Below are 6,927 nucleotides of genomic sequence, written 5' to 3'. Positions count from 1 at the left end.
TCCTCGTGAATAAACCGTCAAAAGCCTCGCAGTAGGTGTCCTCGAGTTCGATTTCCATAAATTCTCTATTCATGCTTTACGTACCGATTAATTAAAGCCATTGTATTTGCTAAATTCAACTGCGTAAAGAGAAATGCGATCTTAGCCTCTACCTCAGCTGCAATTGCTGCTCGTATTTCCGGCTTGAGCCTCATAATTTCGGTTTTAAACTCGCCTAAGGCTCTTTTGCGTGTCTTGTATATAAACTGCGATTCTGTCTCTCCCTTATTCCATTCATTGCGGTGATTCTCTTTTAGCCATGCATACATTCGCTTCCTCAACTCGTCAGGGAAATACTGGCTTTCATAAACCATATTCTGGAACTGAGTAGCCAGATGTATCTCTGCCGTTTCTACTTCCGGGAATTTATGGAACATATTTTCCGGTAATGTAGAAGCCCCATGCTGCACTGCACCCGCCAGTGTGTATTTCTCACGGGCTAACCGCGAAAGCGTCCTCAAAGTCTCAAAGTCTACATTTACTCTGGCAATACTGCCGTCCGGTAAGACCACCCCACCATGTGAAGTCCCGGTCTGTACACTTATTTTACTTATTCCCTCTAAGGACGAGCCCAATTCTTCCTGATAGCCTTCCATAAACGCCTCTAATTCCTCTGGCGTTGTGTTCTTCCTCCCTATCTCGCCTATCTCTCCACCCACAGAAACCTCTACTCCTTCCGGTTGATGCAAACGTATGAACCTGGTAAATGCGGCACAAACGCTAAAATTTAACCTTTGCTGCTCTTTAACCCCCTGTTTACTCAAATCCACCAAAGTTGAGCTGTCAATATCAATATTATAAAACCCCGCTGCTAATGCCTCACGGATGAGACTGTTTAACATCTCTATCTCCTCATCCGGGTTCTGAAGATATTTCTTCGCATTAACCTGGAAGTGATCCCCCTGAATAAATACCGGTCCTTTCCACCCTTCCCTTATAGCGGCAGCCAGGCAAACTCCGGCATACTCGATAGGGCGCTGCGCGGTATAGCTGATTTCACTACGTGCGATCTCGAGTATAAATGCGCCTGCACGGTTACTTCTGGCTATCCTGAAGATTGCGCGTGCTAAATCGTACGTAAGCGTCCTCAAATTTATCGCAGGCACCGTGAACCCGCCGAATTCACCTCTGCCCCGTGCACGATAAAAATGATGAATGGAAGCGGGGAAAATCCCTCTCTCTTCTGCCTGTTGTAAAATCTTATCAAAAATCTCCGATTTCACCTTTACATCATCGCTCAATACCAATTTCGAGACCAAACGGTCAATATCCGTTCTTTCTTCGTTTTCGCTCATTTCATTTCATTTCAACTTTAAGTTAAGATTCTTATCAGTTGATAAAAGGGCTCTACCATCTGCTTCTTTTCCTCGACCGCGACATGTAAATCCACCGCATTTATATCTCCGTCTCGTACTCCCACCGCCTTCCCGAATTCGCCATTTAAAATTAAATCCACTGCGGCTGCACCCAGCCGGGCTGCCAGTATACGGTCCTGAGCGGTTGGATTCCCCCCTCTCTGTATATGACCCAGAACAACCACTCTTGTCTCTAACCCTGTTATCTCCGTAATCTTCTCCGCGACCCTATCCGCCTTCGCTGCACCTTCGGCAACGATAACAATCCAGCTGTTCTTGCCTTTTCTACTCCCTTCGATAATATCGTAGCACATCGCTTCTAAATCGTAGCTCAATTCCGGAACCAATACCTCCTCAGCGCCTCCAGCTAAAGCGACATGCGTGGCTATGAATCCACTATCTCTACCCATTACTTCAACCACGAAAACTCGCTCCATACTCGTTGCGGTATCACGAATCTTATCGGTTGCATCTAAGGCGGTATTTATCGCAGTATCTGCACCAATAGTAAGGTCAGTGCCATTAAGGTCGTTATCTATCGTTGCTGGTACACCCACACAGGGGATATGCCACTTAGTCCAGAGCTGAATCGCACCGCGATAAGTACCATCTCCTCCAATGACCACCAGAGCATCGATTTCATTCTGTTTTAACGTCTCTACCGCCTTACGCTGTCCTTCTTCGCTTAAAAACTCATCACAGCGGACGGTCTCTAAGATCGTACCCCCTCTGTTTATGATTCCTGAAACCGAACGATGGTCTAAAGGTCTCAAATCCCCGTTAATCAAACCCGCATAGCCTCGAAGTATCCCTATCACCTCTAATTTATGGTACACTCCATATCGCACCACACTGCGAATCGCCGCATTCATTCCCGGCGCATCACCACCACTGGTCAGCACGCCAATACGCTTTATCATCTATTCTCACCCTTCTTATTTTATCTGCCCGGTATGTATGTGTATATGCATATTGTACACTTCTCAAACCTATTCTATATCACTAATAAAGTTTTCGTATTGGTATATTTATATTGATATATTTACTATTGAAAAACCCGCTGAAGGAGCTATAAATAATTTCCACAAAATTTAAGGTAACTACAGAAAACAGGAGCGCTTATAATCAGCATTATTCCTTTGACACCAGTACCTCAGTCGCTTTTATCACTGCCTCTACTTTATCACCTTCTTTCAATTCGAGTTCTTCCGCCGCTTCTTTCGTTATCATCGCCGTTATAACGGTGGGTACAGCAACTTCTATTCGCACAGTGGATGCGATTTCGCCTTTCTCTACTCTCTTTACAACTCCTTTAATCCGGTTCCTCGCACTTATTTTCGTAAAAATCGCCTCCCAACCTATTTCATCCTGCGCTACGCTATTCAAAAGCCGTTTATAACATTCATATTCACGTAAAAGCTCCTCACCCTCTGCTGTTAATGTCGTACCACCGCCGCCCTTTGGACCACCCCTGTGTGTGCTCACAGCTGGACTGCCTATTGCATCCTCGATTCGCTTCAGGTGTTCCCACGCCGTTCGATAAGGAATAGAAAGCTTTTCCGCTGCTTTTAAGATAGAAGAAGAGTTACGAATCTCCGCAAGCAACTGCGCTCGCCCTTCCCCTAATATCGCTTTCCCTTTGAATTCTATCCACTGCTTATGCCCTGATTCGTACTTTCTCTTCACCTCAGATGCCCTCACAATCTGTGTTTTGCGATGGTACAGTATAATATTACACAAGTAAAGTATGAAAAAACCAAAAAGCTTTTTATAACGAATGGTGTATTCTTGCATATCGGTGATGTATAAAATTGGAAAGAAGAGTAATTGTAGCTTTAGTTTTGGGAACATTAATAGTGATTGCAACGCTTGCGTGCGTGACGGTTGCGGTTTTTTACACACCTATTGTAGCTTTAGGAGCGCAACAGGCAAAAACGGTCAAAGTCTTCCACGCTGGAAGCTTAGCAGTGCCTTTGGCGGAGGCAGAGAGCCAATTTGAGGCTTTGAATCCGAATATAGATGTGCAACGAGAATCAATGGGCAGTGTGAAGGCGATAAGGCAGATAACAGATGTTGGGAAGAGAGCGGATGTGCTCGCATCTGCAGATTACTCGCTCATACCAGGCATGATGTATCCAGAATATGCTGACTGGTATGTGAGATTCGCAACAAATGATATGGTGCTTGCGTACAACCCTGATAAGAGCAAATATGCAGCTGAAATCACACCGAATAACTGGTACGAGATCCTTCGCAAAGAGGGAGTGGTCTTCGGGTTCTCGAATCCGAATCTCGACCCTTGCGGATACCGATCTCTAATAGTAATGCAACTCGCAGAGCTACACTATAAAGATTCAAGGATATTCGATGATTTGGTTCTCAACAACACGGCGATTACGATTAGCGAGGATGCAGACGGGACGTTTTTGATAACTGTGCCAGAAGACCCGAAGCCGAATACGGAGAAAGTAGACATAAGACCGAAATCGGTTGAACTCGTGGCGTTTGTCGAGGAAGGTGGGCTTGACTACGCATTCGAGTACCGAAGCGTTGCCGTTCAGCACAATTTAGCGTTTGTGGATCTGCCTGAGCAAATAGACCTGAGCAGGATAGAGTACACAGACACTTACAAGAAGGTGAAGGTGCAAACTGCAGATGGTAAGACAAAAACGGGAAAACCAATTGTGTACGGTATAACCGTCCCTAAGAATGCGGAAAATCCGGATATGGGATCGGAGTTCGTGAAATTTGTGATAGGCGATGCAGGGCAGAAGATCTTTGCGGACATGGGACAGTCGCCGATTGTGCCGCCAGAAGGGAGCGGGAATGTACCGGAAGAACTGAAAGCTTTGGTGCAGCTTGAGCCCGTGTATCCAATGTCAACATCAACATCAACGTCAACACCAGCATCAGCACCAAAAGAGTCGGGCTTCGATGCGGGATTTGTCAGTGCAGGTATATTAGTGGTTGTATATCTGGCGCTGAGAAGGAGAAAGGTGTATGAAAGGAAATAATGATAAAATCAGGAAGAAATAGCGATGAAATCAAAATTACTTTCGTGCTGGTCAATGGAAGAACTGAAGCGTGAGAAGGTTTATGTCATTTCCCTCTCTTTAGGACTCGTTCTCGTTGCTTTTGTCTTTATTACGCTTGGAAACATGTATTACAAGCAAGTGGAAGACTTTTCCGGGCTAATTGACGCTGCAACGGACCCCGTAGTTTTAGAGGCAATCTGGATAAGCATTTCTGCTGCGGTTTGCTCCACACTGATTGCCTTCCTCTTTGGCGTCCCCTTAGCGTATTTCCTCGCAAGAAAGGAGTTCATGGGTAAGAGCGTTATAGAAGGTATCGTGGACATACCCCTGATGATTCCACACATCGTTGCTGGAATTGCGTTGTACGGGGTGTTCATGCGGTATGGATTGATTGGTGCACCGCTTAGTAAATTGGGGATTGTAATTACGGATGCGTATCCGGGAATCGTTGTTGCGATGCTCTTCGTGAGTCTCCCGTATTTGGTAGATACTGCGCGAGAAGGGTTTAAAGAGGTTGACCCGAGATTGGAGAATGTTGCTCGTTCATTGGGCGCATCTCATTGGAGAACATTTCGAGAAATAACGTTTCCTCTTGCTTTCCCTTCTATATTGAGCGGTGCGATTCTGAGCTGGGGGCGAGCGATAAGCGAGTTCTCCGCGATTCTGATCATCGCATACCACCCGATCTCCGCACCGATTTTAATCTACGAGAAGTTTACCTCGTTTGGACTTCGGGCATCAAGACCGATCTCGGTTTTGTTGATATCGATCTGTCTGATTATTTTTATAATGCTGAGGATGCTACAAAAAGGGAGGAAATGATAGAAGTAAGGAACCTGTCCAAAGATTGGAAAGAGTTCACTCTCAAAGATATAAATTTAGAAGTAAAAAAGGGCGAATATTTCGTCATTCTGGGTCCAACCGGCGCGGGAAAGACTTTGCTGCTCGAAACAATCGCGGGTTTTTACTTTCCTGACAGCGGAGGAGTCTGGATAGAAGGGCAAAATGTAACGAATCTACCACCAGAGAGAAGGGGAATCGGTTTCATTTACCAGGATTATTCACTGTTCCCCCATCTTACTGTCGAAGAGAACATAGAGTTCGGATTGAAGTTGAGAAAGTCCGTATCACCGAATACAACCAGAAAAAGGGTGAAAGAAATAATGGACTGGCTGAGTATATCGCACCTTGCGCATCGGTATCCTGCTACGCTAAGTGGTGGAGAACAGCAAAAGGTTGCTATTGCCAGAGCGATTGCCACTGAACCTTCAATATTGCTTCTGGACGAGCCTTTAGCTGCTTTAGACCTCAGAACGAGAGATTACCTGAGAGAAGAACTGAAGAGGATAAAAGAGGAATCGGGAATTACAATGGTTCACGTGACGCACGACCAGACAGAGGCGATGATTCTCGCGAATAGAATAGCAGTGATGATGAACGGGCGAATAATGCAGGTCGGCACTCCTTATGAGATATTCAATAAGCCACAAAACGCGGAGATAGCGGATTTCGTCGGCGTTGAGAATATATTGAGTGGCGTTGTTCGTGATAACAATAACGGCGTTGCCGAGATAGAAGTTGATCTGGGCGACTACACCCATAATATTTTTGCTGTTTCAAACTACCATGCGGGTACTGTAAAAGTATTCATAAGACCAGAGGATATAATTCTAATTTTGTCCGAAAACCGGGGCGAAAGCAGTGCAAAGAATGTCATGAAAGCGAGGATAGAAGCGCTGGACGATATGGGTCCTTTAACACGTGTGAAGATGGATAATTCGCTTGTTGCTCTTATTACAAAGCAATCACGTGAAAGTCTCCGCTTGCAAAACGGTAAGGAGGTCTATGCGACCTTTAAAGCCACTTCGGTTCATGTGGTGAGATAAGTCAGAAAAACCACGTTTTTTGGAAGAGGGAGTTTTTATCAAATTTTTATGCTTTTGTTATACCATAACTGTATCTTCATCAGAATAGGGAGGAGCACATAGACACAAAAACCTCACTTTTTCGCTTTTCCCTGCGCAAATCCTGTGCTTCTTTTTGGAAGGAATGAACACAACATCCCCTTCTGAAACCTCTCTCCTCTCCCCTTCTATCTCCATTACTCCTCCCCCTTCCAGAATATAATATACCTCATCGGAAGTTTTATGGAAATGGAGTTTCGTTTCTTCGTGGACAGTAGCTTCTGCCAAACTCATCTTTTCGCTTTCCGATTTCAAAAGCTCCCTTATCTCAGAGCCATCTTTCGCCTCGAAAGGTATTTTTTGCTCCCTTCTCACTATTTTCATTTCCTTTCCTCCCCTTTATTTATAATTACAATATATACGAAATAGTATATGACAATTAGTTATCATTACCCTCTATATTCCCATGCTCCCATGCTAAGATAAACCACTACCTCTTTGTCCTTATAGGAAATCAAGGTCTTTTTTATCTCTATAGCGACTTTGTTTACTCGTCTGCAAATGGTGGTATAGTCAGGCACATCAAAGCTGATA

7 protein-coding genes are annotated in these 6,927 nt (G+C 44.7%); 3 read left to right on the top strand and 4 right to left on the bottom strand.

Going from position 1 to position 6,927, the window contains the following annotated elements:
• Window positions 1–65: 65 nt before the first annotated feature.
• The 3 genes from J7J01_02735 to J7J01_02725 form a co-directional block, all read right to left on the bottom strand.
• The gene (locus J7J01_02735) at window positions 66–1,334 is read right to left on the bottom strand and encodes a class II fructose-bisphosphate aldolase (GenBank protein MCD6209808.1); all 1,269 of its coding nucleotides are present in this window, start codon (window positions 1,332–1,334) and stop codon (window positions 66–68) included.
• A 17-nt stretch (window positions 1,335–1,351) separates the two neighbouring features.
• Window positions 1,352–2,314 (bottom strand): 6-phosphofructokinase, encoded by a 963-nt coding sequence (pfkA, locus tag J7J01_02730; GenBank protein MCD6209807.1) that lies wholly within the window; start codon window positions 2,312–2,314, stop codon window positions 1,352–1,354.
• Window positions 2,315–2,525: 211 nt separating this feature from the next.
• The gene (locus J7J01_02725; protein MCD6209806.1) at window positions 2,526–3,080 is read right to left on the bottom strand and encodes a TOBE domain-containing protein; all 555 of its coding nucleotides are present in this window, start codon (window positions 3,078–3,080) and stop codon (window positions 2,526–2,528) included.
• A 125-nt stretch (window positions 3,081–3,205) separates the two neighbouring features.
• Here J7J01_02725 and wtpA point away from each other — a divergent pair, with 125 nt between their 5' ends.
• From wtpA to J7J01_02710, 3 genes are read left to right on the top strand one after another with little or no spacing between them, the layout of a single operon-like run.
• Entirely contained in the window at window positions 3,206–4,408 is a 1,203-nt protein-coding gene (wtpA, locus tag J7J01_02720) for a tungstate ABC transporter substrate-binding protein WtpA (GenBank protein MCD6209805.1), read from the top strand.
• 24 nt (window positions 4,409–4,432) lie between these two features.
• Entirely contained in the window at window positions 4,433–5,251 is an 819-nt protein-coding gene (locus tag J7J01_02715; GenBank protein MCD6209804.1) for an ABC transporter permease, read from the top strand.
• Complete coding sequence (locus J7J01_02710; GenBank protein MCD6209803.1) at window positions 5,248–6,315, top strand: ATP-binding cassette domain-containing protein; 1,068 nt, start codon at window positions 5,248–5,250, stop codon at window positions 6,313–6,315. Before J7J01_02715 ends, J7J01_02710 begins: the two co-directional genes overlap by 4 nt.
• Window positions 6,316–6,372: 57 nt before the next feature.
• On the opposite strand, the gene J7J01_02705 is transcribed toward J7J01_02710, so the two are convergent.
• Entirely contained in the window at window positions 6,373–6,717 is a 345-nt protein-coding gene (locus J7J01_02705) for a cupin domain-containing protein (GenBank protein MCD6209802.1), read from the bottom strand.
• Window positions 6,718–6,927: the final 210 nt, after the last annotated feature.

The sequence above is a fragment of the Methanophagales archaeon genome (genome assembly GCA_021159465.1).
GTDB lineage: Archaea > Halobacteriota > Syntropharchaeia > Alkanophagales > Methanospirareceae > G60ANME1.
Note: the sequence above shows the minus strand (reverse complement) of the source record. Positions and strands in the feature narration are given on the sequence as shown.

Coding starts and splice junctions, on each gene's coding strand:
- J7J01_02715 (MCD6209804.1), top strand. CDS start 4,433: ATGAAATCAAAATTACTTTCGTGCTGGTCAATGGAAGAACTGAAGCGT.
- pfkA (MCD6209807.1), bottom strand. CDS start 2,314: ATGATAAAGCGTATTGGCGTGCTGACCAGTGGTGGTGATGCGCCGGGA.
- J7J01_02710 (MCD6209803.1), top strand. CDS start 5,248: ATGATAGAAGTAAGGAACCTGTCCAAAGATTGGAAAGAGTTCACTCTC.
- J7J01_02735 (MCD6209808.1), bottom strand. CDS start 1,334: ATGAGCGAAAACGAAGAAAGAACGGATATTGACCGTTTGGTCTCGAAA.
- J7J01_02705 (MCD6209802.1), bottom strand. CDS start 6,717: ATGAAAATAGTGAGAAGGGAGCAAAAAATACCTTTCGAGGCGAAAGAT.